General features: G+C 61.0%; 27 protein-coding genes. 13 read left to right on the top strand and 14 right to left on the bottom strand.

The genetic code is table 11. From position 1 onward, the window contains the following. Position 1: 1 nt before the first annotated feature. From CAK95_RS11310 to CAK95_RS11290, 5 genes are all read right to left on the bottom strand, one after another. Positions 2-487, bottom strand: a complete 486-nt coding sequence (locus CAK95_RS11310) for a UPF0262 family protein (RefSeq protein ID WP_086088014.1) — start codon at positions 485-487, stop codon at positions 2-4. Continuing rightward, positions 484-1,779, bottom strand: coding sequence for a histidinol dehydrogenase (gene hisD / locus CAK95_RS11305; protein WP_086088013.1), 1,296 nt, complete (start codon positions 1,777-1,779; stop codon positions 484-486). Before hisD ends, CAK95_RS11310 begins: the two co-directional genes overlap by 4 nt. A 172-nt stretch (positions 1,780-1,951) precedes the next feature. Next, a complete protein-coding gene (gene smc / locus CAK95_RS11300; protein ID WP_086088012.1) occupies positions 1,952-5,419 on the bottom strand; it encodes a chromosome segregation protein SMC in 3,468 nt (1,155 codons plus the stop codon). 263 nt (positions 5,420-5,682) lie between these two features. Further along, positions 5,683-6,339, bottom strand: a complete 657-nt coding sequence (locus CAK95_RS11295) for a DsbA family protein (protein WP_086088011.1) — start codon at positions 6,337-6,339, stop codon at positions 5,683-5,685. A gap of 100 nt (positions 6,340-6,439) precedes the next feature. Next, positions 6,440-6,940 carry a DUF721 domain-containing protein gene (locus tag CAK95_RS11290; protein WP_086091351.1) on the bottom strand — a complete coding sequence of 167 codons (501 nt, stop codon included), beginning with the start codon at positions 6,938-6,940 and terminating at the stop codon, positions 6,440-6,442. 27 nt (positions 6,941-6,967) lie between these two features. On the opposite strand from CAK95_RS11290, the gene mutY reads away from it, so the two are divergent. Further along, the gene (mutY, locus tag CAK95_RS11285; protein ID WP_086088010.1) at positions 6,968-8,041 is read left to right on the top strand and encodes an A/G-specific adenine glycosylase; all 1,074 of its coding nucleotides are present in this window, start codon (positions 6,968-6,970) and stop codon (positions 8,039-8,041) included. Positions 8,042-8,118: 77 nt separating this feature from the next. Here the strand turns inward: mutY and CAK95_RS11280 are convergent, their stop codons facing one another. Both CAK95_RS11280 and CAK95_RS29135 read right to left on the bottom strand, forming a co-directional pair. Then, positions 8,119-8,823, bottom strand: a complete 705-nt coding sequence (locus CAK95_RS11280; protein WP_086088009.1) for a carbonic anhydrase — start codon at positions 8,821-8,823, stop codon at positions 8,119-8,121. Between the two features lie 316 nt (positions 8,824-9,139). Then, on the bottom strand, positions 9,140-9,307 hold the full coding sequence (locus tag CAK95_RS29135; RefSeq protein WP_157699593.1) for a hypothetical protein: 168 nt from the start codon (positions 9,305-9,307) through the stop codon (positions 9,140-9,142). A gap of 322 nt (positions 9,308-9,629) precedes the next feature. Here CAK95_RS29135 and CAK95_RS11275 point away from each other — a divergent pair, with 322 nt between their 5' ends. The 3 genes from CAK95_RS11275 (at position 9,630) to pstS (ending at position 12,878) form a co-directional block, all read left to right on the top strand. After that, the gene (locus CAK95_RS11275; RefSeq protein ID WP_086088008.1) at positions 9,630-9,881 is read left to right on the top strand and encodes a GlsB/YeaQ/YmgE family stress response membrane protein; all 252 of its coding nucleotides are present in this window, start codon (positions 9,630-9,632) and stop codon (positions 9,879-9,881) included. Between the two features lie 173 nt (positions 9,882-10,054). Further along, a complete protein-coding gene (locus CAK95_RS11270; protein ID WP_086088007.1) occupies positions 10,055-11,770 on the top strand; it encodes a Na/Pi cotransporter family protein in 1,716 nt (571 codons plus the stop codon). A gap of 10 nt (positions 11,771-11,780) precedes the next feature. Then, positions 11,781-12,878, top strand: a complete 1,098-nt coding sequence (gene pstS, locus CAK95_RS11265) for a phosphate ABC transporter substrate-binding protein PstS (protein WP_086088006.1) — start codon at positions 11,781-11,783, stop codon at positions 12,876-12,878. Between the two features lie 135 nt (positions 12,879-13,013). Here the strand turns inward: pstS and CAK95_RS11260 are convergent, their stop codons facing one another. Then, positions 13,014-13,589: a YciE/YciF ferroxidase family protein gene (locus tag CAK95_RS11260; protein WP_086088005.1), complete on the bottom strand. Its 576-nt coding sequence runs from the start codon at positions 13,587-13,589 to the stop codon at positions 13,014-13,016. 105 nt (positions 13,590-13,694) lie between these two features. Then, positions 13,695-14,303, bottom strand: a complete 609-nt coding sequence (locus CAK95_RS11255) for an HdeD family acid-resistance protein (RefSeq protein WP_157699592.1) — start codon at positions 14,301-14,303, stop codon at positions 13,695-13,697. A 198-nt stretch (positions 14,304-14,501) separates the two neighbouring features. Between CAK95_RS11255 and CAK95_RS11250 the strand changes: the two genes are divergently transcribed. Continuing rightward, positions 14,502-14,852, top strand: coding sequence for a RidA family protein (locus CAK95_RS11250; protein ID WP_086088003.1), 351 nt, complete (start codon positions 14,502-14,504; stop codon positions 14,850-14,852). A 354-nt stretch (positions 14,853-15,206) separates the two neighbouring features. Further along, positions 15,207-15,635, top strand: coding sequence for a DoxX family protein (locus CAK95_RS11245; protein WP_086088002.1), 429 nt, complete (start codon positions 15,207-15,209; stop codon positions 15,633-15,635). A gap of 97 nt (positions 15,636-15,732) precedes the next feature. Here CAK95_RS11245 and CAK95_RS11240 read toward each other — a convergent pair whose 3' ends face one another. After that, complete coding sequence (locus tag CAK95_RS11240; protein ID WP_086088001.1) at positions 15,733-16,860, bottom strand: site-specific DNA-methyltransferase; 1,128 nt, start codon at positions 16,858-16,860, stop codon at positions 15,733-15,735. Between the two features lie 234 nt (positions 16,861-17,094). Between CAK95_RS11240 and ypfJ the strand changes: the two genes are divergently transcribed. The 3 genes from ypfJ to CAK95_RS11225 all read left to right on the top strand — a co-directional run bounded on the left by ypfJ (position 17,095) and on the right by CAK95_RS11225 (position 19,392). Beyond that, on the top strand, positions 17,095-18,003 hold the full coding sequence (gene ypfJ, locus CAK95_RS11235; RefSeq protein WP_086088000.1) for a KPN_02809 family neutral zinc metallopeptidase: 909 nt from the start codon (positions 17,095-17,097) through the stop codon (positions 18,001-18,003). Between the two features lie 138 nt (positions 18,004-18,141). Continuing rightward, positions 18,142-18,696, top strand: a complete 555-nt coding sequence (moaB, locus tag CAK95_RS11230; protein ID WP_086087999.1) for a molybdenum cofactor biosynthesis protein B — start codon at positions 18,142-18,144, stop codon at positions 18,694-18,696. Between the two features lie 219 nt (positions 18,697-18,915). Further along, a complete protein-coding gene (locus CAK95_RS11225; RefSeq protein ID WP_086087998.1) occupies positions 18,916-19,392 on the top strand; it encodes a hypothetical protein in 477 nt (158 codons plus the stop codon). Between the two features lie 77 nt (positions 19,393-19,469). On the opposite strand, the gene CAK95_RS11220 is transcribed toward CAK95_RS11225, so the two are convergent. The 3 genes from CAK95_RS11220 to CAK95_RS11210 all read right to left on the bottom strand — a co-directional run bounded on the left by CAK95_RS11220 (position 19,470) and on the right by CAK95_RS11210 (position 21,660). Beyond that, complete coding sequence (locus tag CAK95_RS11220; protein ID WP_086087997.1) at positions 19,470-19,955, bottom strand: group III truncated hemoglobin; 486 nt, start codon at positions 19,953-19,955, stop codon at positions 19,470-19,472. Between the two features lie 12 nt (positions 19,956-19,967). Continuing rightward, positions 19,968-20,924, bottom strand: a complete 957-nt coding sequence (locus tag CAK95_RS11215; RefSeq protein ID WP_086087996.1) for a bifunctional helix-turn-helix transcriptional regulator/GNAT family N-acetyltransferase — start codon at positions 20,922-20,924, stop codon at positions 19,968-19,970. A 70-nt stretch (positions 20,925-20,994) separates the two neighbouring features. Further along, positions 20,995-21,660 (bottom strand): glycosyltransferase family protein, encoded by a 666-nt coding sequence (locus CAK95_RS11210; RefSeq protein WP_147413635.1) that lies wholly within the window; start codon positions 21,658-21,660, stop codon positions 20,995-20,997. A gap of 43 nt (positions 21,661-21,703) precedes the next feature. On the opposite strand from CAK95_RS11210, the gene CAK95_RS11205 reads away from it, so the two are divergent. The 4 genes from CAK95_RS11205 to CAK95_RS11190 all read left to right on the top strand — a co-directional run bounded on the left by CAK95_RS11205 (position 21,704) and on the right by CAK95_RS11190 (position 25,995). Continuing rightward, the gene (locus tag CAK95_RS11205) at positions 21,704-22,909 is read left to right on the top strand and encodes a PA0069 family radical SAM protein (RefSeq protein WP_086087994.1); all 1,206 of its coding nucleotides are present in this window, start codon (positions 21,704-21,706) and stop codon (positions 22,907-22,909) included. Between the two features lie 122 nt (positions 22,910-23,031). Further along, entirely contained in the window at positions 23,032-23,472 is a 441-nt protein-coding gene (locus CAK95_RS11200) for a VOC family protein (RefSeq protein ID WP_086087993.1), read from the top strand. Between the two features lie 40 nt (positions 23,473-23,512). Further along, a complete protein-coding gene (locus tag CAK95_RS11195; protein WP_086091350.1) occupies positions 23,513-24,214 on the top strand; it encodes a ribonuclease HII in 702 nt (233 codons plus the stop codon). A gap of 245 nt (positions 24,215-24,459) precedes the next feature. Then, positions 24,460-25,995, top strand: a complete 1,536-nt coding sequence (locus CAK95_RS11190) for a glycosyltransferase family 39 protein (protein ID WP_086087992.1) — start codon at positions 24,460-24,462, stop codon at positions 25,993-25,995. Here CAK95_RS11190 and cydB read toward each other — a convergent pair. Continuing rightward, complete coding sequence (gene cydB / locus CAK95_RS11185; protein WP_086087991.1) at positions 25,989-26,990, bottom strand: cytochrome d ubiquinol oxidase subunit II; 1,002 nt, start codon at positions 26,988-26,990, stop codon at positions 25,989-25,991. The two genes, CAK95_RS11190 and cydB, sit on opposite strands and share 7 nt — an antisense overlap. Positions 26,991-26,994 lie beyond the last annotated feature (4 nt).

The raw sequence follows: 26,994 nt of genomic DNA, 5'->3' as shown, positions 1-26,994 counted from the left end.
CTCAGCCTTTCCAGTGCAACACGCAGATCAGTGTGAATAGCCGCCGCGCGGTGGCAAAATCGATGGTCACCTTGCCGTCGAGCCGCTCCATCAAAACGCGCGACCCATCATCGTGCAGTCCGCGCCGGCCCATATCGATGGCCTCAATCCGGTCCGGCGTCGCGGTACGGATCGCGGCATAATAGCTGTCGCAGATCATGAAATAATCCTTCACGATCCGCCGGAACGGCGTGAGCGACAGCAGATGCGCGACCACCGGCGAACCGTCGGTCTTGCGGATGTCGAAGACCAGACGATTGTCGGCCATACTGAGATGCAGCGCATATTGCCCCGCCTCATGATCGACCGGCTGAAACGAGTTCTCCTCGATCAGATCGTAAATCGCGACCGCGCGCTCATGCTCGATATCCGGCCCCGAACGTCCGATCGATTCTTCGTCGAGCGTGACTGCGACGAGCTTCGATGCAGGGTGGGCCTTGTCGCTCATCGTCTGTTCAACCGTATCGCCACTGACCGCGCATGTGCATCGAGCCCCTCCGCCTCACCCAGCGCGATGGCGGCCGGACCAAGCGCTGCGAGCTGATCGGGACCGCATTTGAGGATCGAGGTGCGCTTGACGAAATCGAGCACGCCCAATCCCGACGAGAAGCGGGCCGACCGCGCGGTCGGCAGCACATGGTTCGAACCACCGACATAATCGCCGATCGCTTCCGGCGTGTAGCCACCGACAAAGATCGCGCCGGCATTGCGGATCTTGCCGATCAGGCTTTCCGGATCGGCCGCGATCAATTCCAGATGCTCCGGCGCCAGCGCATCTACCAGAGGCAGCGCCTCGTCGAGATTGCGGACAATGATTGTTGCCCCGTAATCACGCCAGGATGCACTGGCGATCGCTGTCCGCGGCAACGTCTTGAGTTGCGACGCCACTGCCGCCTCGACGTCGCCGGCAAGCCGTTCGTCATTCGTGATCAGGATCGATTGCGCGGCCTCGTCATGTTCGGCCTGCGCCAAAAGATCGGCGGCGATCCAGTCCGGATTGGCGGTACCGTCGGCCAGCACCAGCACCTCCGAAGGCCCGGCAATCATGTCGATACCGACCTTGCCAAAGACCTGCCGCTTTGCGGCGGCGACATAGGCGTTGCCGGGACCGACGATCTTCGACACCGGCTTCATCGTCTGCGTACCATAGGCGAGCGCCGCAACCGCTTGAGCGCCCCCCACGCGATAGATCTCGTCGACACCACCCAGCTTCGCTGCCGCCAATACCAGCGGATTGATCACGCCGTCGGGCGAGGGCACGACCATGACGATGCGAGGCACGCCGGCCACCTTGGCCGGCACGGCATTCATCAGCACCGAGGATGGATAAGCCGCGGTGCCGCCCGGCACATAAAGGCCAACGGCTTCGATCGCGGTCCAGCGATGGCCGAGTTCGACCCCGAGCGCGTCGGTGAATCGGTCGTCCTTCGGCTTCTGACGGATGTGGAACGCCTCAATGCGGTCGCGCGCGAGTTTCAGCGCCTCCAGCGCTTTTGGATCGCAGGTCGCCTCGGCCGCCGCGATCTCCTGCGCACTGACCCGCAAGCCCAGCTTGCCGAGATCGACGCGGTCGAATTTCAGCGACAACTCGATCAGAGCTGCATCGCCCCGTGCCGCGACATCGGCCACGATGGCACGCACGGCGTGATCGACATCCGCGGACACCTCGCGCTTGGTGGCAAGGAATTCGGAAAACCGGGCGGGAAAATCAGCGGAACAGCTATCGAGACGGATCGGCATGCCCCGTGATGGCGCGGCGGAGGCGAGGCGTCAACTGCGTGCTTTGCAGAAGTTGCTGCTCCGCTCGTCCCCGCGAAAGCGGGGGGCCCAGACCCGTTGGATTCCCGCCGGAGTTTGCACTCGGGCTGCGCGAAGGGCAGACCGGGTGCGGGAATGAACGGAGACCGGCGTTTTACGCCGCGCCGGCCTGATCCAGGATTTGCACAGCCGCTTCGAGATCGACCGAGACAAGCTGCGACACGCCGCGCTCGGCCATGGTCACACCGTAAAGCCTATTCATCCGCGCCATGGTGATCGGATTATGCGTAATGATCACGAAACGCGTGTCGGTCGTACGGGTCATTTCCGTGAGCAGGTCGCAGTAACGTTCGACATTGTGATCGTCGAGCGGCGCGTCCACTTCGTCCAGCACACAGATCGGCGCAGGATTGGTGAGGAACACCGCGAAGATCAGCGCCATCGCCGTCAACGCCTGTTCACCACCGGAAAGCAGCGACAGCGATTGCAGCTTCTTGCCGGGGGGCTTCGCCATGATTTCAAGCCCGGCATCGAGTGGGTCATCGCTTTCGATGAGCTGCAGCTCCGCTTCGCCGCCGCCGAACAACTCCTTGAACAGCCGCTTGAAGTGATTGTTGACGACTTCAAACGAGGCCAGCAACCGCTCGCGGGCTTCACGGTTCAGATTTTGAATGCCCTGACGCAGGCGCTTGATGGCCTCGATCAGGTCGTCACGCTCGGTCGTGAGCGAGGTGTGCTGGGTTTCGACTTCGGTCAGCTCCTCGTCTGCGCGCAGGTTGACCGCACCAAGCCGTTCGCGCTCACGACGCAACTTTTCGAGGTCGGCTTCGACTTCGCCGACATCCGGCAATGGCGTTTGGTCACTGATTTCCGCCAATGCCGCGACGCCCTGCGGCTCCACTTCGAGCATATCGCGGATTTCGTGCTCGATGTCGGAAAGACGGCGCTTGGCACCCTCACCGCGTTCTTCCGAACGGCCAAGTTGCTCGCGCGCCGCACTGAGCGCATCGAGCGCGGCTCGCACCGTCCGGTTGACTTCGGTCAGAACGTGTTCGCCCTCGGCAAGCTTGTCGCTCGCCTCGCGCTTTGCCGCTTCCGCTGCCTGTACTTCGTCGATCAGCGCAATGCGTTTTTCTTCGAATATTTGCGGCGCGTCGCCAAGCTCTTCACGCTCGGCCTGCGTCTCTGCCAGCCGGATTTCCAGCGCCTCGATCTGCGCTGCAGTCCGTTCACGGGTATCAATCCAGGCCTGCTGTTCACCGGCAATCGCTTCAAGGCGCTTCTTCGCCATCTCGGCTTCGCGCGCCAGCGCCTGCGCTTCCGCACGCACCTCGGCGACCTGCACGCGGCGGGCGCTGATGGCGTTACGGGTTTCGTTGAGTCGGCTTTCCAGTTCAGCTACCGGCGCAAGATCATCGAGCGCCACATGCGCTTCGACGCGCGCGGCCTCGGCCTCATCGCGGCTATCATTCAGCCGCGCCTGCGCTTCGGTCAGGGTCGCACGACGTGTGGTGAAGTGATTGAGCTCACGCTCGGCGGTGGCATGACGATCGCGCGCCACATCGGCTTCGCGTTGCAATTCGCGCCAGCGGTTGCGGGCCGCGACTTCCGCTTCATTCGTCGCCTTCACCTCGGCTTCCGCCTTCGCCACGATCTGACGCTTGTTTTCAGCGTGGGCGCGAGCGGCATCGAGCTCGGCCTCGATTTCCGTCAGACGATTTCGTTCAGCGAGACGGCGGGCTGCTCCAGTCGGTGCGTTGGCGGCAACGGCGAAGCCATCCCAGCGCCAAAGGTCGCCTTCACGGGACACAAGCCGCTGACCAGGTTTCAGCAGCGGCAAGAACCGTTCGACATCGGCACGATCGACAAAACCAATCTGACGCAACCGGCGATCCAGTTCGGCCGGCGCCGTCACATGATTGGCGAGCGGTTCGACGCCGTCCGGCAAAGCCGGATCGGTCGGATCGATGATCGCACCGGCCCAGCGCATCGGCGCGCGTGGATCAACAGGCGCTTCGAGATCGTCGCCAAGCGCGGCGCCGAGCGCGGTTTCATAACCCTTCGCGACCGTGAGGCTGTCGATCACCGATGGCCACAGGCTGCCGGAATCGACATGCAGCAATTTGCGCAGCGTGCGCGCTTCGGTCTCAAGCCTGTTGGCGCGGCGCTCAGCGTCCGCCAGAGGCCCACGTTCAACATCGAGCGCCTGGCGTGCAGCCGAATGAGCTGCTTCCGCACGCAAAGCGATCTCCTCGCCTTCGCCGATCGCCTGCTGCGCGTCTTCTACGGCCTGCGCCAGCGCTTCGAGATCCGGCCCGCCCTGACTGGCCGCATCGATCTTGGCGAATTCGGCAACAACGTCGGCAATCTCACGTTCGAGCTTGGTCAGACGATCGGTCTGAGTGCGTGCAGCCGACTCCAGCGCATTGCGGCGTGCGGTGAGATCGGCCAATGCACCTGTCTGCTCCCCAAACACCTGCTCCACTTCGGCCAGAACGGCGTCTGCTTCGGCAACGCGTTCGTTGACCTCCGCACGACGACCTTCACCGGCTTCGAGATCGCGCCGGAGTGAAGCCGCTTCGCTGGTCAGGCGCTCCAGCGCGCCTTCTGAGTCGGTTGCGAGCTTGCGCTCACGGGCAATGTCGTTGTTGAGCTGGATCACCCGCTGTTCCAGTTCGGCGATCCGTTGCTTGGCGCGCGCCTCCTCGCGATCGAGTTGCTCGCGCGCGACGACAAGGCGATGCAGCGCAGCACCGGAACGGGCTTCGGCTTCGCGCAAAGGCGGCAGCGCTATTGAGGCGGCTTCCTGCAGCTTCGCGGCCTCGGCCTGCTCCAGTGTCGCGGCGGCGACATCGCGCACGCCTTGCTCTTTCGCGCGCTCGGATTCATCAAGGTCGGTCTTGGCGTTCAGCCAGCGCAGATGGAACAGCGTGGCTTCCTGCTTGCGAACCTGCGCTGACACGGTGCGATAACGCACAGCCTGCTTGGCCTGTCGCTTCAGCGCCTCCATTTGCGACGAAAGCTGGCCGATCACGTCTTCAAGGCGCTGCAGATTTTGCTCGGCCGCCCGCAGACGCAATTCCGCTTCGTGGCGACGTGCATGCAAACCGGAAATGCCGGCGGCTTCTTCAAGCACACGACGACGCTGCTCCGGCTTCGCCTGAATGATTTCGCCGATGCGGCCCTGATGCACGAGTGCTGGCGAACGCGCGCCAGTCGACGCGTCGGCGAAGAGAATCTGCACGTCGCGGGCGCGTACTTCGCGGCCATTGATGCGATAGGTCGAGCCCTGTTCGCGCTCGATGCGGCGGGCGACTTCAAGCTGCTCGAACTCGTTATAGGCTGCAGGCGCCGTGTGATCGGCATTGTCGATCGCCATCGACACTTCGGCATTGTTGCGTGCCGGACGATGGCCGCTGCCGGCGAAGATCACCTGGTCCATGTCGGTGGCGCGCATGGACTTATAGGAATTCTCGCCCATGACCCAGCGCAAGGCTTCGACAAGATTCGACTTGCCGCAGCCATTCGGACCGACAACGCCGGTCAGACCGGGCTCGATGAGAAAATCGGTGGGCTCGACGAAGGACTTAAAGCCGATGAGCCGCAATCGCGTCAGCTTCATGCTGGTATTCTTCTTCCCAATACCGGCGCCTATAGCGCCCACGCTTCCAAAGAATCGCTTGGACGATCCTTAAGGAAGCCCGGAGAATGGAGAGCGCACCTGCGGAGGGCAAGTCGAAAAGCCGGTTTCCCCCAGCACCTTGCAGGAAGCGCTCTCCTGCGAAAAATGGCAAAATACGCCAGAAAAGCCTCGCAAGCTCACGAGACTCTTCCAAACGCGACGCCACCTGATATCAGCGACTGGAACCGGAAACCGCGCAGCTGTCAGCTTTTCAGCAATGGCTGCACTTGCTTATCCAGTTCATCCATCGTCATCGCACCGCGGACGACCTTGCCGTTGATGAAGAATGTCGGCGTGGAATTCACGCCCAATTTCTCGGCACCATGGGTGCGCACGGATTCGATCCCTTCAAGGATTTTCTGGTCCTTCAGGCAGGATTCGAAAGATTCCTGTGTGAAACCCGCCTGTTTGGCAAGCGACAGCAGCGGCGGGATCGGGTTCTGGACCACCCAGTCCTTCTGCTTCTGGAACAGCATTTCGACCATCGGATAGTATTTATCGTTGCCCGCGCAGCGCGCGAGCATGAAGGCGCCGGCGGCCAACGGGTCGAGCGGGAATTCTCGCAGGATGTACCTCACCTTGCCGGTGTCGATGTATTTCTTCTTCATCTCCGGATAGGTGGTGACGGCAAAGTGGGCGCAGTGGCTGCAGGTCATCGAGGCATATTCGATGATGGTCACCGGCGCATCGGGCCTGCCCTCGACCACGTCACCCAAGGGACCGGCCTGGGCTAGATCCGCCGGATTGGCGGTCTGGGCCAAAGCATCGCCGACCAATGGCAGATCGACGGCAGAACCAGCAGCGAGAATGAGCGCCAGAGCGGTCGTTCCGGTGATGAATTGGCGGCGGGTGAGGCTCACGAAAAACTCCTGCAGGTGCGAGCTAGATTTGCGCTTTGGGCTACCTTGTCACGGCAAATGTGGCAATGGCGGGCCGGTTCTGCCAGCACCCAAGATAACGTCACTTTCCCTTGATTGCTTCGGTTTTGACCGCCGCGCCCAGCCGCGACAGCGCCATTTTCAGGCCTTCCTCGGCCCCCGGCATGGTCTCGGCGATGCTATGGACCAGCGCCGGATCTGGTGAGCGATCCGGCTTTTTTACAGGCCGGCGCAGCGGCGCCTGCCTGATCGCGATCTTGTCGATGGCGTGCCAGCCGAAATACCGGTTCACCCGCTCCAGAATCACATGCGACATATGCTGGATTTCCAGCGCCGCCGGGCCTTCGACCCGCAAAACCAGCGTGCCGGGGATGGCGCCGTCGCTTTCCGGGCCAAGGTTAAAAGACACCTTTGGCCACTGGATTTTCAAGGGTTCCGCATAGGCGGCAACATCGTCGCCGACAATGACGGCCCAGCGCACCACCAGCTCGGACGAGGCAAAGCCCTGCTTGCGGAAACTCTCCGCCAGCAGGGAGTTGGCGAGATCCACCAGTGGACGGGCACGCGGCCTGGGCTTGTTCAAGACGATCGCCTCTGTCACATCGGACGCATGACCCTAGCAAAGCGCAAAGCCCCGAAAAAGCGTGAGATTTCAAGCGCTGCGCTGCTGGCCTGGTATGACCGCCACAAGCGAAAATTACCGTGGCGGGCGGAGAATGGGGTCCGGCCGGATCCTTATCACGTCTGGCTATCGGAAATCATGCTGCAACAGACCACAGTGAAGGCAGTCGGTCCTTATTATGCCCGCTTCCTCGACCGCTGGCCGACGGTGGCCGATCTCGCCGCGGTAAGGCTCGAAGAAGTGCTGAAGCTCTGGGCGGGACTGGGCTACTACGCCCGTGCTCGCAATCTTCACGCCTGTGCTCGCGTAATCGTTGAAGAACATGCCGGAATCTTTCCGGAAAGCGAGGCGAAACTCCTCAAACTGCCCGGAATCGGCGCCTATACTGCGGCTGCAGTTGCTGCCATCGCCTTCGACCACAAGGCGACACCGGTCGACGGCAACATCGAGCGGGTGGTGTCGCGCCTGTTCGCGATCGAAGAGCCGTTGCCCGCATCAAAGCCGCTGATCCGCGAACGCGCCGCGACCTTGACGCCGGACCAACGCGCAGGCGATTTCGCGCAGGCGATGATGGATCTCGGCGCCACCATCTGCACGCCAAAAAAACCCGCCTGCGCCTTATGTCCGTGGAGCGAGCCCTGCATCGCCCGCGAGCGCGGCGATCAGGAGACCTTTCCACGCAAGACCGCAAAGGCCGAGGGCAAATTACGCCGCGGAGCGGCTTTCGTGGTGATGCGTGAAGATGGCGCACTGCTCGCGCGCACGCGTCCCGACAAAGGCTTGCTCGCTGGCATGACCGAAGTGCCGACAACGGACTGGGCGCATGATTTTGATATTCACGATGCGTCGGCACATGCGCCGATCGAGGCGAAATGGCATCGTGTCGCCGGCGCCGTGAACCACGTCTTCACGCATTTTCCTCTGGAGCTTATCGTCTATCGCACGCAAGCGCCGAAGACCGTCCGTGCGCCGAAGGGCATGCGCTGGATCGCAATGCAGGAGATCGACGGCGAAGCGTTCCCCAATGTCATGCGCAAGGTGATTGCGCATGCGATGTCGTAGGGCACAACAGGACCGCCATTATACCCCACGATATATTGGCTCACATCGCGTCTGACCGGACGTCGCCCCGATTTGCCTTACACGAGCGCGACCTTGCCCGTGGCGAGGTCGTAGACGGCGCCAACCACGCTCACTTCTTTCTTTGCGACCATTCCAGCGAGAATGGGCGTGGCCTTTTTCAGGCGCTCGACATTGTGCTGCACGTTGGCGATCACCGCGCGCTGCCGTAGATCGTCGCCGGCCTTTTTCAAAACCGGCTCGATCCCGGGCTTCATGGCGCGCACGAGATCGGCAATGTGGCCGGGCAACGTGTTGCCCTTCTGGAGCGCCGCGACGGTCGCATTCACGGCGCCACAGCTGCTGTGGCCAAGCACCATGATCAGTTTTGTGCCGAGCACGGCGGCGCCATATTCCAAACTTCCAAGGCCGTCCGGCGTCACGAAATTGCCGGCGACACGAACGATAAACAAGTCACCGGGACTCTGGTCGAATGCCAGTTCGGGCGCGACCCGGGAATCCGCGCATCCCAGAATGGCGGCAAACGGCGCCTGACCCGTTGTACGACTTGCACGGCCCGCCGAAAAATCGCGTTCGCGCGGCTGGTTCGCAACATAGCGGCCGTTGCCTTCCATCAGCAGCTTCAATGCGTCATCCGGATTGGCGGCTGCGGAGACGAGTTGGGCTGAAGCCGCTCCTCCAAAAGACGCCGCTGCCAATATGCTCGCACCACCGATCATGAAATTGCGGCGGCCGAGGCGTTTCTCGACACAGACATCGCACATGGACTTCTCCTAGCCCCTGAATTGTCGATCATTTGATTCAATACGAGCGATTACTTTACTCGAGTGCAAGTCGCGACCGATCGACCGCCGCAAAGCATTGCTGTTGAATCAGAAGGCTGTGAAGAAGACATAAATGACGGCGCAAAATGCCTGATGAGGACGCCGCGTTAACGACGCTGGACGCGATTGTTTTGTGGGAGCTCATCCGCGTGCGCTTAAGGTGCGGCACTTTTGAACGCGAATATCATCCAAACAAGAGCAAAGCAGAATTGCCACTTTGTTCACTATAACAAATCGAAGATGAATCGGTGACGGGTCAACCAGCGCGCTTCTTTTTCGGGAGACGGCCAGCGGCCTCCCGCTGCAGACGCTCCTCACGCAGTTTGGCGAGACGTTTCAGCGTTCGGCGTTGTTCGGACTCATATTCCGCAACCGCCAAGGCCTTTTCCGTAGCCACCTCCGGGCTATCCTGCTTTCTGGCCATCCACGCCTGCCCTGTTCCGGTAATCAAAAAGCCAAAGATAACGCTGCAGCCGCGGATCCGTTCCCGGCAATATTACCGTCTCCGAATTCAGCAGATGAGCATGCTTTGAAATATCGGCAGGCGACGCGGGTCTCGCGTCGTTACAAAACTCTCTGGTCCTACCGCACGCGCGCAACGAAGCAGGTGCAGATGGAATAGACGCTGTGCGTATCGCAGAGGATAAATCTTACGCGCGGTTGCCTCTTCCCGATTTTTAAGTTCCGATATCGCTGCTTGATTCATTTCGCGATTCGCGCAGAGCTTGCGCAGATGGGAGCCTGTCATGGAAGGCGCACAAGTCGGCTGGATCGCAGCCATCATCATCGGCGGCATCGCCGGATGGCTGGCCGAACAGTTCATGAAGAGCAACATGGGTGTGTTCATGAACATCCTGCTCGGCATCGTCGGCGCGGCCTTGGCGAGCTGGCTGTTCGGTTTGTTGGGCATCAGCCTCGGCGGATGGCTGGGCTATTTGATTGCGGGATTTATCGGCGCCTGCATTCTTATCGCACTGGGCCGCATGATCCGGCGATAACGGTCACCAACACCTCCCTCATTACCGCAGTCGGACGATGGTCTTTTTTTAATCGTCACGAATATCGATGCGCCGTTTATCTGTCGTCCAACTGTCACGAAGCGCCGATTACATCGCCCCCGTGATTAGTGAGGGGGCGTAGCTGCAGGCTGGGCCCCCAAAAGGGGCACGTCATGCAAGCGGACATTTTCAAAGACATTCTGGTGCCAGTGATCGGCGGCCTGGGCATTTTCATGCTCGGCCTCGAATTCATGAGCAACGGCATCCAGGCGCTCGCCGTCAACAAGATGCGGGCGCTGCTGGCGAAGATCGCCGGCACACCGATCAAGGGGGTGCTGGCCGGAACGGCGATCACCGGCGTCATTCAATCCTCGACGGCGATGACCGTCATGGTCGTCGGCCTCGTCAATGCCGGTGTGATCGGGCTGCGACCCGCCATCAGCGTGATCATGGGCGCCAATATCGGCACGACGCTCGGCAACGGTCTGATCGCGCTGCCGCTTGGACCGCTCGGCCTGATCCTCGGCGGCACCTTCGCGCTGATCTATGTGTTCGCGAAGACCGAGAAGGTGAAGAATATCGCGCTGGCCTGCATGGGCTTTGCCCTGATCTTCTACGGCCTCAACCTGATGACCGGCGGCCTGCGCCCGTTGCGCAACATGCCGGAGGTGATGTCGGCGATCTCGGCGCTCAAGGCCGACAATCTTATGGGCCTGATCTATTGCATCCTGACCGCCGCGCTCATCACCGCGCTGATCCACTCCTCGTCGGCGACGATCGGCATCGTGATGGGGCTGGGCTCAGCCGGCGTACTCGACTGGCAGACCGCAGTCGCCTTCTCGCTCGGCGCCGATCTCGGCACTACCATCACCTCGTGGATGGCTTCGCTCAATCTGTCGAAGAACGCCAAACGCGCCGCCTACGCGCATATCTCCTTCAACATCATCGGCGTCGCGGTGATGGTGCCGTTATTCTTCCCGTCGATGGAAGTGCTGAAGTTCGTGATGCAGTGGTTCGGCGGCGATCCCGGCGTAGCGGTTGCCGTGAACGGCAAGGACACCTTCCCGCTGGTGCCGGTGGCGATCGGTCTCTATTCGACCTTCTTCAACATTTTCAACACGGCGTTGCTATTCCCGTTCGTCGGCGTGTTCGAGCGGGTGCTGCTGCAAGTCGGCAAGGACGTGTCGGACGAGTTCGAGGATTATTCGACGCCGCGCTATCTCAATCCGAACTATGCCAAGGATCCAGCGCAGGCGCTGCCGGCGATCCAGCGCGAAACCGCCCGCTATCTCGATGCGGCGGTGCTGTTCCTCGACATTGCGAAGCAGGCGCCCAATGCGCCTGATGACTCGATCGAACACAGCCAGGCGATCGATGTGCTCAGCCGGGAAATCCGGCAATACACCGCCGGCCTGTTCGATCCGAACATGCCGCACGATCGTGCCAATCTCGTCGCCAGCCTAATCGAGGAAGAAGACTTCACCGCCAATCTCGGTGAGTCGCTCTACCAGATCGCCCGCCGCGTCGAACGCCATCCCTTCTCCGATGCCGGCCGCAAGCTGGTAAACGAGGTGGTTGATCTGGTCGGGCAGGAATTGCGCATGATCCTGCCGAATACCGGTCCGCTTCCGACGGTGATGACGCCGGACGAGCGTATCGCCGCGCTCGAAGCCTTGCGCGATCGCGCGGTGAAGATGGGCTCGGACCTGCCTTGGGAGGATCGCGGTGCGATTCTGGCCCTGCTCGGCAGCGCCGAACGCGCCTTCTATCTGATCGAGCGCATCAACGATGAACGCAAGTCGGTGCCGCGCATTGTGCCGGTTGCCGAAACCGCGCGCGACAGCGTGCCCGGCGGTTTCGGACAGGCCGCCGCCGTTCCGGCTGAGTGAGGCCGCCCCCATGACACAGGCGATCTCAAGACGAACGATCATGGCCGGAGCGGCAGCGCTCCTGTCCACAAGTCCAACCCTCGTGCGCGCACAGGACGTTCTTGGCGGCAACGCCATGACAGGCGCGGGCTCGACCTTCGCCTATCCGGTAATGTCACGCTGGGCGCAAAGCTACCGGCGCTTCATTGCCGGCGGCGGTGACTTTCCAATGGCCGGCGCCGGACTTGACGACGCGCCGACGGCACAGGCGATCGATTATGAACCGGTCGGCTCTATGGCTGGCATCATGCGGGCGAAAGACCTCGATTTTGGCGCATCGGATATGCCGCTTCCTCCCAAGGAACTTGGCAAGCTTGGTCTTGCGCAGTTTCCGATCGTGATCGGCGGCGTGACTGTGGTGGCAAACCTCGCCGGGATCGGCCCTGGACAACTCAAGCTGGACGGCCCGGTTCTCGCGGGCATATTTCTCGGCAAGATAGCGACCTGGTCGGACGAAGCCATCAAGGCCCTCAATCCAGGTCTCAACCTGCCGGATGCAAAGATTACGATCGTCACGCGGGCCGACGGATCGGGGACGACGTTCAATTTCACCGACTATCTCTGCAAGGTCAGCCGGCAATTCTACGACACGGTGGGCTCCGACCTCTACGTCAGATGGCCCGGCAGTGTCGCTGCGAAGGGAAATGAGGGGGTCGCTCAAGTCGTGCGAGCCACCCCGAACGCGATCGGCTACGTCGAACTGGCCCAGGCGCTGCGCAGCAATCTGAGCTTTGCTCTGATCGAAAACAGCGCCAAGACGTTCATCAAACCGGAGCCTGCGGCCTTCCAGGCCGCAGCCGCGAGCGCGGATTGGGCGGCCGCCGGCGATTTCGGTCTGGTCCTCGCCAACGCTCCCGGCAAGCAATCCTATCCGATCACCGCGACTGTGTTCGTCTTGATGAACAAGGAATTGCCGCAAGGCCGCGCGCGGGCGACGTTGAACTTCTTCCGCTGGGCGCTCGACAAAGGCGCGAACGATGCCGAGCAGCTCGGCTATGTCCCGCTGCCGGAACAACTGGTAAAGCAGGTGAAGGCCTATTGGCGGGAGAATTACAAGGCGGGGAGTTGATTAACTCCAGACCAACGAACTCCGCTCGTCCCCGCGCAAGCGGGAAGCCAGAGTCATGGCCAACATTTGCTGCTGAAGCGCTCAGGGTCCCCGCTTTCGCGGGGACAAGCGGAGTTTGTTGCCGCCTGTTGGAAATCACCCCAGCGGCGGGATGCCGATCATCGCCTCTTCCAGCCGTTCGGCGGGTGTCAGCCCTTTCGGCTTGCGTGCCAGCGCCTTCTTGTTGATCTTGCGCTTGGCGATGTCGTTCAGCTTTTTATCCGTCGCCTTCTCTTCCTTGAGATTGGCATACAGCAGCTTGGCGACGTCGGCGTGACCGAGCAGCTTCGCCCATGACGTCAGCGTGCCATAGCGCGTGATCTCGTAATGCTCGACCGCCTGTGCGGCGGCGATCAGCGCGGCATTGAGCACGACCTTGTCTCCGACATCCCCCGCGATGTCCTGCGCCTCTTCAAGAATGCCGTCGATGGCCGGGCATTTCGTTCCTTGCGGAGTACGCTGTATTTTCTTGAACGCCTGCTCCAGCCGCTTGATCTGCATTTTTGTCTGCCGCAAATGCATCTGGAAGCCGCGCTTCAGTTCCGCATCCGACGCCTTGTCGATCATGTCCGGCAGCGATTTCTCGATCTGCCGCTCGGCGTAATAGATGTCCTGCAATGAATGGACGAACAGATGCTCGAATGTTTCGATGTCATCCGAAAACCAGCCCATGGCTTTCCTCCCGCGTTCTCTACAAATCCGCAATTATAAGGCGTGAGCTGCGATTCAGGTTCCACGCGGGACAGGTCCCGCGTGGTCATTGCGTCAAATGGACACTCAGGCTTTCGCGGGTGCCGAAGGCGATGGCGTGCCGCTGTTCGCGCTCCAGCAATAGAAGGCCGAGACCAGAAGCGCGACGCCGGTGAATAGCAGATTGATGCCGACCAGCAGGCCGATCACCCAGATTGCCGTGCCCGGCAGCCCGGCAACAATCATGAAGCCGAGAATGATGTCGACCACCGCGGAAAACAGCACCCAGAGCCAGGCCTGCGGGATCACGTTCTTGTAGTGGAAAGCCATGATCAGCTTGGTGACGCCGGTCGCCAGGAGATAAGCCGCCAAGATGACGGTCAGGGTGAGCACACCGGCGATCGGATTCCACAACAGCATGCCGCCGGCCAATACGCACAGGATCGCAGTGAGAAGATTCCACCAGAAACCGGGCGAGCCGGAGCCTGCCTGAAAGACGGAGATCAGGCCGAAAACACCGCCGGCAATCAGCACCCAGCCGACCAGGATGCTGGTGGCGAGCGTGGCAATGCCCGGCAGCAGTATCGCAGCCGCGCCGAGCAGGATCAGCACCACGCCATAGATCTTGAACCAGAGCCTGAACTTGCGAAGCGTTTCAGGATCACTCGGTAACCCAACAGCCAGACCGGTCGCCATCGTTTGCCTCCATGGCAGTGTAAGCCGAACAATATTATCCATATTCGCACAGGCGAGACACCCGACGATGGAGATACATCAAGAAGTTTTCATCAAAATGTCTGCGGTCTCGTCCGGCAGGTGACATCGCAGACGCGGCTTGCTACCTGACCCTCGAAAGGCGGCACGAATGCTGTGCCTGAAGGGGGAGTATCCAGTATGAAAGTCGAACGTCACGATGTCGGACCGCGGATGAGCCAGGTCGTCATCCATGGTGATACCGTCTATCTGGCCGGGATCGTCGCGCAGAATAGCGGCGGCAAAAGCGTCACCGAGCAGACCAGGGAAATCCTCGCCACCATCGACGGTTATCTGGCCAAGGCCGGCACAGACAAGTCCAAGCTGCTGACCGCCAATATCTGGCTCGCAGACATGGACACGTTCGGCGAAATGAATGCGGTATGGGACGGCTGGGTGTCGCCCGGCAACACGCCGGCCCGCGCAACCGTGCAGGCCCGTCTTGCGGCACCGCAATACACCGTCGAAATCATGGTGACGGCGGCGAAGTAGCCGCTGCACCCGCACCTTATTGTGCGCATCATGACGGCGGGACCATACCTGCCGTCATTTTTTATTGCCGCTGACGAGAGCTCTTCCGGCTTTGATTCCATCAAAGCCGGAAGGGCTCTCGTTTTTTGTTTGGACGCGTTTTCTTCACGCAAACCGGCCGTCCCCGGACGAAGCCAGCTATGGCCGGCGAAGGCCGGTACCCCACTTCGCTCGAAAATGCTCTAACCGGGCTCTCCGCACCAGCACCAGACAATCCGTCCACCCGGCAGGCTCGCATTCGCTCCATAGTTTCGCCTATCAATCGGGCGGTGCGGACCGATTCGTTGCGTCCGTTTTTCAACGGGGAAGGTTTTCATGCCTGAATTCATCGCCCGCCTGCTCGATCAGAGCTGGTTCGCCATTCTTGCCCGCATTGTCCTGACATTTGCGTTCTGGGGCAGTGGTCTTGCCAAGCTCATCAACTTTCAGGAAGGCGTCGCCGAAATGGCGATGTTCAATCTGCCCAATCCAGTGATGATGAACATCCTTACCATCATCACACAGCTCGGCGGCTCGCTCTTGATCATCATCAATCGCTGGACCTGGCTGGGTGCGGGCGCACTTGCGGTGTTCACGGCACTGACGATTCCCCTGGTCCACAAATTCTGGGCGCTGCCGGCGCCGGATTCGATCAAGGCATTTCACGTCGCCACCGAACACGTCACCGTCATCGGCGGCCTGATGATCGTCAGCATCCTGTCGCGCTACACTGGCGGCGCAGGCAATGGGCCGAAACGCGACTGACACCGAAAAGAAAAAAGCGAGCCGGACAAATCGCCCGGCTCGCTTTTTTCATAGTGATGAGAGGAGGCAGTGCAGCGATGACTGGGCCTGAAAGCCTTTAGTTCATCTCCGCACGCACCTTGGCGCGCAAGTCATCGATCGGCAGCAGGCCTTTTCGGGTTTCCACGTGCCAGAAAGTCCAGCCGTTACAGGCTTCGAGCCCCTGCGCCAGTGCGCCGATGCGATGGATCGAGCCGACCTTTTCGCCCAGCATCACCGCACCGTCGGCCCGAACCAGAGCCTTATGCCGCTTTTTCGAATCGACAAGATTGGCGCCCGGCGAGATGAAGCCGCGCTCGATCAAAGCCGAGAACGGCACGCGCTGCGCCTCGCGCGCCGTCACGAATGGCGCAATCGACGGCGCTTCGAGCGGCGCGACGGCATTGATGCGCTTTATCGCCGCCTTGGCATAATCCGGATCGCGCTCGAAGCCGATGAACCGGCGGCCGAGTTTCTTGGCGACGGCCCCGGTCGTGCCGGTACCGCTGAACGGATCGATGACCAGATCGTCAGGACGCGAGGCAGAGAGAATCACGCGCGCCAGCAAGGCTTCCGGCTTCTGGGTCGGATGCAGTTTCTTGCCGTCGCTGTTCTTAAGTCGCTCGTCGCCAGTGCAGAGCGGGAAGGTCCAGTCGGACCGCACCTGGACATCGTCGTTGCCGGCTTTGAGCGCTTCATAGTTGAAGGTGTAGCCCTTGCCGCCCGGATCGCGCGAGGCCCAGATCATCGTCTCGTGCGCATTGGTGAACCGGCGGCCGCGAAAATTCGGCATCGGATTGGATTTGCGCCACACCACGTCATTGAGAATCCAGAAGTCCAGATCCTGCAGAATCGCGCCGACGCGAAAAATGTTGTGGTACGAGCCGATCACCCACAGCGTGGCGGACGGCTTCATCACGCGCTTGCAGGCTTTCAGCCACGCGTGCGTGAATTCGTCATATTCCTTAAACGAACCGAACTTATCCCAGTCGTCGGTGACACCGTCGACCTTGGAATCGTCCGGCCGCCTCAGATCGTTCTGAAGCTGCAGATTGTATGGAGGGTCGGCGAAAACGAGATCGACGCTTTCGGCCGGCAACGTCGCCATTTGAGCGACGCAATCACCCACAAGGATGCGGGCACTCTCATGATTATTGGGAGTCAGACGGGGCGTCCGATGGGACGCCCCGCGACGCGACTCTACCATGACTCAGTACTCTGACTCTGGTGACGCGGTCGGTGACGCGGGACCTACAACCGACATGTCTGCATCTTGGTCCAGCAAGGTAAAAAACCTTTTAATTTTCAGACACTTTGCAACTTCTGTGTTCGTTCCCAATAACAACCATTTGGTAACGACTTGCGTGAGCCGTTACGAAGATTCCGCCGTGGACGGACGTGATTCGATCAGCGAGACTGCGGCCAGCCGAGGAGAATAACGATGCGTTGGGAAGATTTTCGCCGCAGCGACAATGTCGAAGACGTTCGCGGCGATAGCGGCGGCGGCGGTGGCGGCTTTTCAATGCCTGGCGGCGGGCTTGGCATCGGCACGATCATCATTCTCGGCCTGATCGGCTGGGCGCTCGGCATCGATCCGCGCATCCTGATCGGCGGCGCAGAAATCTTTACCGGCGGCCCCGGCCAGCAGATCGAAACGCAAGCGCCGCCGGCGCAGAGAGGCACGCCAACCGACCAGATGGGTCAGTTTGTTGCTGCCGTGCTCGGTTCGACCGAAGACGTCTGGACCGATATTTTCGCTGCCAACGGCCAGACCTATCGCGTGCCGCGGCTGCGCCTGTATTCGGGGGCAACCAGCGCCGGCCAATGCGGCATGGCCCAGTCGGCGATGGGTCCGTTCTATTGCCCGCCGGACCGGCGGGTCTTCCTCGACACCTCTTTTTTCCGCGACATGGAGCAGAAATTCCGCGCCTGCACCGGCAAGCAATGCCAGTTTGCGCAGGCTTACGTGATTGCTCATGAGATCGGCCATCATGTGCAGAACCTGCTCGGTATCCTGCCGCGGGCACAGCAGATGCAGCAGGCGGCCGGCAGCAGGGCGCAGGCGAACAACATCCAGGTTCGGGTTGAATTGCAGGCCGACTGCCTCGGCGGCGTCTGGGCCAATCAGGCGCAACGCAAGGTGAACTTCCTTGAACCGGGCGACGTCGAAGGCGCGCTCGGCATCGCATCGGCGATCGGCGATGACCGCCTGCAGCGCCAGGCGGGCGGACGGGTAGTCCCCGATTCCTTCACGCATGGATCATCCGAGCAGCGGGTGCGCTGGTTCAAGATCGGTCTTGAGAGTGGCAAGGTGTCAGCCTGCGACACATTCAGAACGGCTAATCTCTAGCGATCGAGTCCTCGGGCTCTGCGCGGCATGCAATGATGCTCCGCAGAATCGGGCCCCTTCTTATCGTTACTATTATTGAAACCGGCCCGGCAGCACTCGCTTTCACACTCTGCTGCCGGCAGGGTTATGAGAGTGCAAATGCCTGGCATCGACGAAACTCGAAATTTCATTCCACTCAATATCGCCATCCTGACGGTGTCCGACACCCGTGACATGGCCGACGACACGTCAGGCGCAACACTCGTCGAACGCCTTCAGGCTGCCGGTCACACGCTTGCGGCGCGGGCGATCGTGACCGACGACGTCGATAAGATTCGCGCACAGGTGCGGGCCTGGATTGCCGAGCCCGGCATCGATGCCGTGATCACTACCGGTGGCACCGGCTTTACCGGCCGCGATGTGACGCCGGAAGCCATTGAACCGCTATTCGAAAAACGGATGGATGGATTCGCCACGATGTTCCTGATGATCAGCCATGCGAAAATCGGCACATCGGCGATCCAGACCCGCGCCACAGCAGGTGTTGCCGGTGCGACTTATATTTTCTGCGTGCCGGGATCACCCGGGGCCTGCAAAGATGCGTGGGACGGCATCCTTTTGCATCAGCTCGATTATCGCTACCGCCCGTGCAATTTCGTGGAGATCATGCCGCGGCTGGACGAGCACCTGCGCCGGGGCAAGGCCAAGGGATAATCGTTGAGGAAAACGACTGAGAGCACAAGTCTCTCGTTTTCCGATAAAAATATTCTCTTCATGTTGCGCTGCCGTTCACGCCATTCGTTTGGCAGGCCTTCACCATCCGGTGATGTTCGATTTTTATTTCTTGCACGACATAACATCGCCGCAGCTGTCGCCCAATATTCATATCATAGGACAACCAATCGGCTGTTCGCAGCAAGAAGGATGTCTTCGATGTGTGACTATAGTCTGCACAACGTCGCCTCGAGGCCGGCGAAAGTCGGCGACAAAATTGTCACTACAACCTTCGCTCATTCGATCACCAATGGCTTTGCGGCCATTGATGAACCGGATGTCGCTGTCTGCTTGCGCCCTGGAACGGAAATCGCATTCGACCAGGACGTGAGCTACTCGCAGGGCTTCGGCCTGATCCCGCCGCGGCTCGGCTATGCTACAATCCGTCACCGTGTTGCACGTTTCCGGCAGATCAATATGAACCGGCCAAACACGCATCACGACGCGCTGGAATTCCCGAACGGAGAGGTCGTGCTGGTCACGATGCTTCGGGAGAGACTGCGCGCCACCGTGCTGCAATTGCCGGCAGAGTCTGAGCATGCCGACAGCGAGCATCACGTGTCGCCCGAAACCGAACAGCAACGGTCGAACGACACTGCGGTGCCGAACAACGAGACGCTTAACGTCATAAGCTGACCTCGGCCGGGGTAAGCACGACGTGACAACAACAGCGGCTCCTCTTGAAGGGAGGAGCCGCACTATGTGTTTTGCGGCTATTGCTCAGGCAGGTTTTCGCGGACCAATCTTTCGCCGGGACGAAGCATGATGCCGTTCGCACCAGCCACCCCAAGCTCGATACTTTCGGCGATCCGATGCGCGCGTTCGATGAAATGATCGGCCGCCTTGGATGGACACAGATCGCGTGCCGTCTGCTCGAACAAGGCCAGCCAGCGATCGAAGTGCCTGCCGTCGACCGGGAGCCGCAGATGTTTCCGCATCGGCTGGCCATGATAACGGCCGCTCATGAGCGCGACCGACGACCAGAACGCAAACATCTGCTGAAGATGCGGCTCCCAATCTGAAATTCTCGACGCGAAGACCGGCCCGAGCAAATCATCATTGCGCACGCGATCATAGAAGCCGCGCACCAGCTTTTCGATCATCGCCTCGTCGATACCCGTCTCGGCCTGGATGGCAGCGGTGATCTTTACACGGCGCTCGGCTGCGGCCTGCGCCGTGACGGGGAACTCATCACTCATCAATAAAGACTTTCATCGACCACCGCTTGACGAATCACCGCGCAGGTCGAGCTGCCATGTCTCGCTCGTTTCCGGCTTGCCGAATTCATCGTGGACCCATTCTTCGACAAGCTTGAAGCCCGCCTTGACATAGATCATGCGCGCCGCCGTCAACACTTTGTGGGTCCACAATGTGATGCTGCTGTAACCAGCCGTCCGGGCGAAGGCGATCGCCTCCTCAACCAGTCTGCGGCCGATGCCAAGACCCCTCGCCTTCGGATCGACGATCAGCAAACGCACCCGCGCAACCGCATCTGAGTCGCGCACAAGAAAAATCGAGCCGACCGGTTCACCATCCATCTCGGCGATCCAGCACCGCTCACGCGCAGGGTCGAAATTCTTCAGGAAGCCCGCGACGATCTCCGCCGTCAGCGCTTCGATATGGTTGTCCCAGCCATATTCGGCCGGATAAAGCGCGCCGTGCCGCGCGACCACCCACCCCATGTCGCCCGGCCGATGCTCCCGGAGTAAGAATGCCGGCGCATCGTCTGTGTTGGGCCCGATCAGGCGCTCGATCGTGTCCATGGCTGCGACGACGCGGATTTGTTCGGTCTCACCGAGCTTGCCGAGCATCGTCCCCATCTCGTGTTGGGAAAGTTGATCGAGCTTGGCAATGGCCAGCCGCCCTTTGGTCGTCAAAGACAGGACGACCTGCCGCCCATCCTCGTTTCCCCGTCGCTTCGCGACCAGGCCGCGCTCGTCAAAGAGACGGAGAATGCGGCTGAGATAACCATGATCGAGACCTAAAGCCGCAGCGAGTTCGGTGGCGGTACATGTTTGCTGCTGCGCCAACTCGTAGAGCACGCGCGCCTGTGTCAGCGAAAACGGCGTGTCCAGAAGGCCGTCCTGCAACAACCCGATCTGGCGTGTGTAGAAGCGCGAGAATCGTCGAACCGCAGTGACACGCTGTTCGAAGCTTGAATCCAACATGGCTGACATCGCGAAGTTGATATTTGACAGTGTCAACCAATTGCTTGACGGAGTCAACTATCTTGGAATATCACTGGCTACCGCTGATCCCCGCGTGCAGGACGGCGATGTGCTTGCGGCCGATCTTTCGAATCAGCTGCGCTTCCGGAGCGGCGCTCTTGGCATCGTGGCCGCCGAGCCGGTCATAGGCCGTTTTCGTCAGCAAGAGACCTTGTTCCGGCCTGAAGCCTCCCCCGGCCGCCTGCCGCAACAGATTGAGCACCTGGGCTCCTAGCGATTGCCCGCGATAGGCCTCAGGCTGAAATACCGCTGCCTTCGGTGCGCCCCCTTCGTCAGAAGCTAGCATCCAGAATCGTTCGACCTCGGCGGTCCAGGCTGATTCCAGCACACTGCCCGGCCGAAGAAACAGCAGCCAGGGGCCCCGCGCCTGCCCCGCGGCGGTCCGAAGCCGCGTCCCGAGCGAACCCGCCACGGTCATGAACCGGCATCCGGCGATATCGGCCACCTGCTCGGTGCCATCGCCGCTGCCGGAATCGGCCAGGATGACTTCCCGCACCACGCCGGCGACCACGCCTGGAACCAGGCACGACAAAGTGCGGACGACAACGCGCTCCGATTCGTGGGTTGGGATGACAATGCTCAACATGGGAACTGAAATATTGTGGCTCTGTTGGCCCATATCATGGGCCCGGGAGGACGCTATGCCACGATATTCAGCAGTCTCGATCAACTTCACAAATGTTCTTGTTTTGTTCGAACGCGAAGATTAGATATCGGCTATGGCTCGATCCTCCGCAGCCCTGAGACACCCGCCGGCGCCTGTGCCCTCCGCGCCGGCGGGTGACTTTGCAAGGCAGGATCTGGCAAGGCAGGAGCAGGCGAATCAGTCTCCTGATACCTCAGGCCTCCTTGGCACCGACGTTCACAAAGAACGCCGGCGTGGCCGCGGCACTCTCTCCAACACATCAGGGCGTTACGAACCGGTCGCCCGCGTCGCCTTCGACGACGGCTGGCAAAGCCTTGAAGAGCTGCCGCCCTTCAAGACCACCGTGCAGGCGGACGCGACCCGCAAGATCATCACCCGAAACGATTCGCCCGACATTTCCTTCGACCGCTCGATCAACCCCTATCGCGGCTGCGAGCATGGCTGCGTCTATTGCTTTGCTCGGCCGACCCACGCCTATCTGGGTTACTCGCCCGGCCTCGATTTCGAATCGAAGCTGTTCATGAAGCCGAATGCGGCGGCGCTGCTGGAGAAGGAATTGGCGGCGCCCGGCTATTCGCCGCGGACGATCGCGATCGGCACCAACACCGACCCGTATCAGCCGATCGAGAAGCAATACCAGATCATGCGGCAGATCCTCGAAGTGCTCGAACGCGCGGGGCATCCGGTCGGGATCGTGACCAAGTCAGCGCTGGTGACCCGCGACATCGACATCCTCTCGCGCATGGCCAAACGCAGTCTCGCCAAGGTCGCAATTTCGGTGACGACGCTTGATGCGAAGCTGGCGCGCACGATGGAGCCCCGCGCCTCGACACCGTCGCGGCGGCTTGAAGCGCTGCGGCAATTGTCGGATGCCGGCATTCCGGCCAGCGTGATGGTGGCACCTGTCATTCCCGCCATCAATGATGCCGATATCGAACGCATTCTCGATGCGGCCGCGCTCGCCGGCGTGCGCGGCGCGGGCTATGTTTTGCTGCGGCTGCCGCTCGAAGTGCGTGACCTGTTCAAGGAATGGCTGATGGCGAATTACCCCGACCGCTTCCGCCATGTGATGAAGCTCATTCGCGACATGCGCGGCGGCAAGGATTACGATTCGACATGGGGCAAGCGCATGAGCGGCGACGGACCTTATGCGTGGTTGATCGGCCGGCGCTTTGAAGCGGCCTGCGACCGCCTCGGTCTCAACAAGACACGCAGCAAGCTGACCACCGAACATTTCCAACGGCCTGCGAAGGGAAGCGAGCAGTTGAGTTTGTTTTAGTCGTTGGTCGTCTCCGCGAATGCGGGGACCCATAACCTCTATTCTGGAATATGGATCCCCGCTTTCGCGGGGGACGGCCGTGTGGAAAGAAACTGCGATCAAGGAGCAGCCGAAGTTCATCCATGCCTCACGCCCATATCAGCCTCATCACCCTCGGCGTCAGCGATGTTGTGCGTGCTGCGCGCTTTTATGAAGCGCTCGGCTTCAGGCGGAAGATGCGCGGGGCGCCGGAAAGCGAAGTGGCGTTTTTCGATGCCGGCACTGTCGCATTGGCGCTTTATGTCGTGAGCGGAATCGCCAGGGACGCAGGCTTCCCGGAGAATACCAGGCCGCCGGCATTCCGCGCCTCATCGGTCGCCTGGAACTGCGAAAGCCCGGCCGATGTCGATGCCGTCATGGCGCTCGCCATCAGAGCGGGCGGGACCGAGCTTGTACCGGCGAAGAAGGCAGTATGGGGCGGCTATCACGGACACTTCGCCGACCCCGACGGAAATATCTGGGAAGTGGCCCATAATCCCCAGTTTCCACTCTCGCCGGACGGCAGACCTATTTTGCCCGATTAGGGGATTGCATCTTCACGCCGGACGCGATCAGCATCCCGGCATGAGTCGAAAGCCCGCCACAGTCCGCCTGCCGCTGAAAGAGGAGATCCTCCGCCCGACGTTCCGGCGCGAGCGATCCGCATTCAAGCGCGGCATCTGGCCGGTGGCTGGCTGCGATGAAGCCGGGCGCGGCCCGCTGGCCGGCCCGGTGGTCGCCGCCGCGGTCGTGCTCGATCCCGACCGCATTCCGCGCGGGCTGAATGATTCCAAGAAACTGACGCCGGACGAGCGTGAGAAGCTTTACGCTCGCATCTGCGCGACCGCCGAGGTCGGCGTCGCGTTCGGTTCACCTGCCCGCATCGATCGCGACAATATCCTGCGCGCATCGCTATGGGCGCTGGCGCAGGCGGTGTCGGCTTTGCCTTGCAAGCCGAAACTTGTTTACGTGGACGGCCGCGACAAGATCGCGGTGCCATGCGACTGCGAGGCGGTTATTTCGGGCGACGCTCTGGTGATGTCGATCGCCGCCGCCTCGATCGTCGCCAAGGTCACGCGCGACCGGCTCATGAAGCAGATCGGCGCCGCGCATCCCGGCTACGGCTTTGAACGCCATATGGGGTATTCGGTGCCGGAACATGCCGAAGCCTTGAAACGGCTTGGCCCGACCATCCACCACCGGCGCAGCTTTTCTCCAGTCGCACTGGCCGAGAGTAATCTGACGATCGCGCTTGGTGATGATATCGGTCCCGGGTTGCCTGCCTAGTGCCGCGATTTTGAAGTTCCTGCATCATTTGCAGCAAGCTTTTGTCAGGAACTTCAAAATCAAAAGCGGCACTAGAATCATAGACTTGCTAGTGCACCTTTGTTTCCGAAGTTCGTGTAAGAGATTGCTACAGATGGAGCACGAACTTCGGAAACGGTGCACTAGCCTGCTCCAGCTTATCTCTCGACATTCTTCCCGGTCGAACCGCGTCTTCTGCTTTTCGGCATTGCTCCAGAGCGGCTCCGATGCTCACCGTCTCCCTGCTGATTGAAATCCTGCGCACCAAGCCGCGGCTGATGTTCTGGCTCGCAGCGCTGGCGCAAGCGGTATTGTGGCTCCTGGTGCCGACGCTGTTCTATTCGGCGCCGCCCGGCGATGTCGCGAACGTGCTGGCAATCGGGCGCGAGATGTCGTTCGCCAGCACGCTGGGGGCGCCACTCGCCTATTGGCTGGCCGATATCGCGCTGCGCGTCACCGGCGGCCACATGATCGGCGTCTATCTGCTGTCACAGATCTGTATCGTCGTGACCTACTGGGCCGTGTTTCAGCTTGGCCGTTCGCTCATCGGCGAGCGGCAGGCGGTCCTCGCCATATTGTTGATGGTCGGCATCTCGGTCTTCACCGTCGCCTCGCCGGATTTCGGGCCCGACATCCTGATGATGCCGCTCTGGGCGCTTGCCCTGCTGTTTCTGTGGCGCGCGGCCGGAGAAGGACAACAGCTTTACTGGTTCGCGCTCGCCGCCGCTTTCGTACTTATGCTGCTGACATCGCCGCTGGCGCTGCTGCTCCTGCCGCTTGTCGTGCTGTTCCTCGTCATCAGCGAGCGCGGCCGGCTTGCGATCCTGAATATCCCTGCTCTTGCTGCAGCGGGCATTGTTGTCGTTGCGATGGCCTTGCTGTTCTTCCTGATGAAGCGGCAGGGCATTAACCTCGCTGCCAATTTTCCGCGATTGCGCAATGCGGCGTCGATCAATCAAAACATCGTCGCATGGATGAGGTTGCTGGCACTGCTGGTCGTCGCATGCGCTGGCGCCGGCATTCTGGTCGCGCTCTCCTCCAACGTGCTGCGTACACGCAAGACCGAAGCCGCCGCCGTCACCGGCTCGCCGATCGATCCGTTTGCGCGAATGATGATTTATTATTTCGCATTGACGCCGCTGCTGGTGGTGATGATCGTCGCGGCCATCTCCGGCAAATCCAGCATCTCCGGCATTCCGCCGCTATTAGTCTTGTCAGCCCTGGCCGTTGTTGTGGCTGCCGGCGATGTCATCCTGGTGCATCACCAGCGCACCCTCAGCATTGTCTGGTTCAGCCTGCTGCTGGCGCCGCCGGTCCTGACCGCGGCCGGCGCGCTGCTGCTGCCAATGTTATTTGGGGTCGATCTCAAGGTCGCGCAGCCGGCGGACGGCATCGCGCAGTACTTCACCGATAGTTTCGAACGGCGGACGGGCCGGAAACTGGACGTCATCGGTGGCGACCCGCGGCTTGCGGCAGTGATTGCACTGGCCTCATCCAGCCGGCCGCGCGTGCTCAATGAAGGCAGTGACGACCGGCCGCAACTGGCAACGCGCAAGGATGCCGACGAGAAAGGCGCGATCATCGTCTGGCGAGCGACCGACAATGCCGGTACGCCGCCTGCTGACATCAAAGCGCAGTTTCCCAATATCGTGCCGGAAGTGCCGCGCGCTTTCGAACGCGCCGTGCATGGCCGCGCGCCATTGTTGCGGATCGGCTGGGGCATGGTCCGGCCGCAGGCCGCGCCGCCTGCGCAGCCTCAATGATAGCTCTCGCCTTCCTTCACCTTGCCGCGGAACAGCCAGTAGATGAAGATCACGTAGCCAAGGATGATCGGCAGCAGGAACACCGTGCCGATCAACATGAAGATCTGGCTGGCCGGAACGGCAGCCGTATCCCAGATCGTCAGTGACGGCGGAACGAGATACGGAAAACTTGAGATCACGAGCCCGATATAGCCGAGAAAGAACAGCCCGATCGTGGTCACGAAGGGCAGCACATCGCGCCGCTGTTCGAGCCAACGCCAGAGCGCGTAAGCCAGGAGTGCAGTCAGCAACGGCACCGGCCAGAGATAATAGAAATTCGGCAGCGAGAACCAGCGCTGTGCGATTCGCTCAAAAGCGAGCGGCGTATAGAGACTGACCGCCGCCATGAACAGCAGCACGACCAGCAGCAATATCTTGGCTTGGGAACGGGCCCGCACCGCGACTTCGCCTTCGGTCTTCATGATCAGCCAGGTTGCGCCGAGCAGCGCATAACCGGCCACCAGCGCCGCGCCACAGAGATATGTAAACGGCGTCGCCCAATCGAAATGACCGCCGGCGAATTGTCCGTTCTCCACCTTGATGCCCTGGATCAACCCGCCCAGAATGACACCTTGCGAAAACGCCGCCAGCACCGAACCGAAGGTGAAGGCAAAATTCCACCACGACTTGCTCTCGGAAACGAGGCGGAATTCGAACGCAACGCCGCGGAACACCAAAGCGAGCAGCATCACGATCACCGGCAGATACATCGCCGGCATGATGATGGCATAGGCGGTGGGAAACGCGACCAGCAAACCGCCGCCGCCAAGCACCAGCCAGGTCTCGTTACCGTCCCAGAACGGCGCGACGGATCGCATCATCTGATCGCGCTGCATCTCGTTGCGCGCGAATGGAAACAACGCGCCGATGCCAAGATCGAAGCCGTCGAGGATCACATACATGGCGACCGCTACACCAATCAGCGCCGCCCAGATCACCGGGAGATACCATTCCATTGGC

Origin of the sequence: Pseudorhodoplanes sinuspersici, assembly GCF_002119765.1 — a bacterium.
Taxonomy (GTDB): Bacteria; Pseudomonadota; Alphaproteobacteria; order Rhizobiales; family Xanthobacteraceae; genus Pseudorhodoplanes; species Pseudorhodoplanes sinuspersici.
Note: the sequence above shows the minus strand (reverse complement) of the source record. Positions and strands in the feature narration are given on the sequence as shown.